We start from the raw sequence: 1913 nt of genomic DNA, 5'->3' as shown, positions 1-1913 counted from the left end.
AAGATAGCGGCCAGCCGCCGCTCGACCCTATCCTGTGGTGGGGGCATCGCGTTCCCCAGGCCCATTTACGGTTATAATGATACGTCTCGCGTGGGGACATGTCGATGATTTCTTGAGGGCGATCACCGAGGGGTCGCGACGGGTGTCAAACGGAGGATTCTGTTGAGCCTACCTCATTCGGGCACACCGGCCTTCCTGAGACCCTCAATGACCCGGCTCATGTGCTCCGCAGGGGAAATAATGTTCCGATAATACCGCGAGATCGTGAAATCGGGATAGCACTGAAGCAAAAGAGTTGCTGACTGACGAGCGTCGTCCATTCGGCCAGCCTGAGCATAGGCAGGGATCAGCAACCGGTATGCCCAAACTGCACTGGGCCGCTCTTGCAGACCCTTCTTAAGCCACTCTATTGCATCCTCGTAGCGAACAGCCGCAAAGTGAGCCACGCCCATGCCGATGTACGAGTTGAAGTTGATCGGGTCGAACGGGCTGATTCGGAGACCGTGCTTAAAATGGTCGAGAGCCAACTCGGGTTGGTCCTTGTAGAGATGAATCCACCCGTTTCGCTGCCACGCCCAAGCTGAGTTGGGATCAAGCTGAAGGGCCTTTTCGATCAGTGTGGACGCGCGGTCCACCCGTCCTGAGAGCGTGTAGGCTGCACTCAGGGTCGTCAGCACCAGCGGGTCATTACTGTCCAGCCGCGCGGCCTCCTCCGCAAGGGCAAGTGCCCGTTCTCGCTCCCACTGCGGATCGGACGAGCGCAGATACATGACCTGTTGAGCATGACACCAAGACGCCATTGACTTTGCCAACGCGTAGTCAGGGTCGAGGGCCATCGCCCGTTCCAGGAGCTTCAGTGCTTGTGTGGCTGTCTCTGGATCGTTGGACCAGACTGTTGGCATTGCCCTCATCACGCAGTCGTAGGCATCCAGGCTGTCGGGACGTTTGCGCCTTGCCCGCTCGATCTCGGTTGCCCGAATGTTCGGCAGAATAGCTCCAACGATGGCTTCGGTCAGTCGGTCTTGAAGATCGAAGATGTCCTCGACTTGGCTGTCGTAACGATCTGCCCAGATGTGACCGCCGTCAGAGCCATCAACCAACTCAGCCGTCACTCGGATGCGGAGTCCAGACTTCCGGATGCTCCCAACCAGGACATACCGGACACCGAGTTCGTGGGCGATCTGGCGCACATCCTTTGTGGTGCCCTTGTACGAGAGGCTCGAATTACGCGCGATGACAAAGAGCGAGCGGATGCGGGACAGGGCAGCGGTGATTTCCTCCACCATGCCGTCAGCAAGATACTCCTGCTCAGGATCACCACTCATGTTGGTAAACGGCAAGACCGCTAGCGACGGCTTGTTCGGCAGAGGTAAAGACTTGGCGGCAACGATCTGTGTCGGACTCGGCAAGGTCGTTGTTAGAGCATACGCTCGGACCGGCTCCTCGATGTTCTTCACCATCTGAGGGCCAATATCAGTGAAGGTGAGAGGCACCACTTTTCGGACGTATCCATAGGTGGCTTCCGATATACAGATGCCACCCGGCTTAGCGAGGGATTCTAGCCTCGCGGCTATGTTCACCCCGTCTCCGAACAGGTCACTACCTCGAACCATTACGTCCCCAACATGCACGCCGATCCGGAACCGGAGACGGTTCTCCTCGGGTGCGTCAGAATTGGCCTGTGAAAGTGCGTGCTGCACATCTACAGCGCACTGGACGGCATCCACCGCACTGGGGAATTCAGCCAGCACGCTGTCGCCCGCCGTGTTGGCGATCCTCCCGCCCTGTTCAGCGATCAGCCGGTCCATGATCTCCCGGTGTGCGGTTAAGGTCCGGAGGGTGCCGACCTCATCCTGGCTCATGAGGCGCGAATAGCCCGCCACATCCGCTGCGAGAATCGCGGCCAGCCGCCG

The 1913-nt window shown here is 58.8% G+C and carries 1 protein-coding gene; it reads right to left on the bottom strand.

From position 1 onward, the window contains the following. Positions 1–173: 173 nt before the first annotated feature. On the bottom strand, positions 174–1913 hold a 1740-nt coding region (locus DRB19_RS29495), incomplete at its 5' end, for an adenylate/guanylate cyclase domain-containing protein (RefSeq protein ID WP_114189490.1).

Source organism: Microvirga aerophila, from assembly GCF_003332305.1.
Lineage (GTDB): Bacteria > Pseudomonadota > Alphaproteobacteria > Rhizobiales > Beijerinckiaceae > Microvirga > Microvirga aerophila.
Note: the sequence above shows the minus strand (reverse complement) of the source record. Positions and strands in the feature narration are given on the sequence as shown.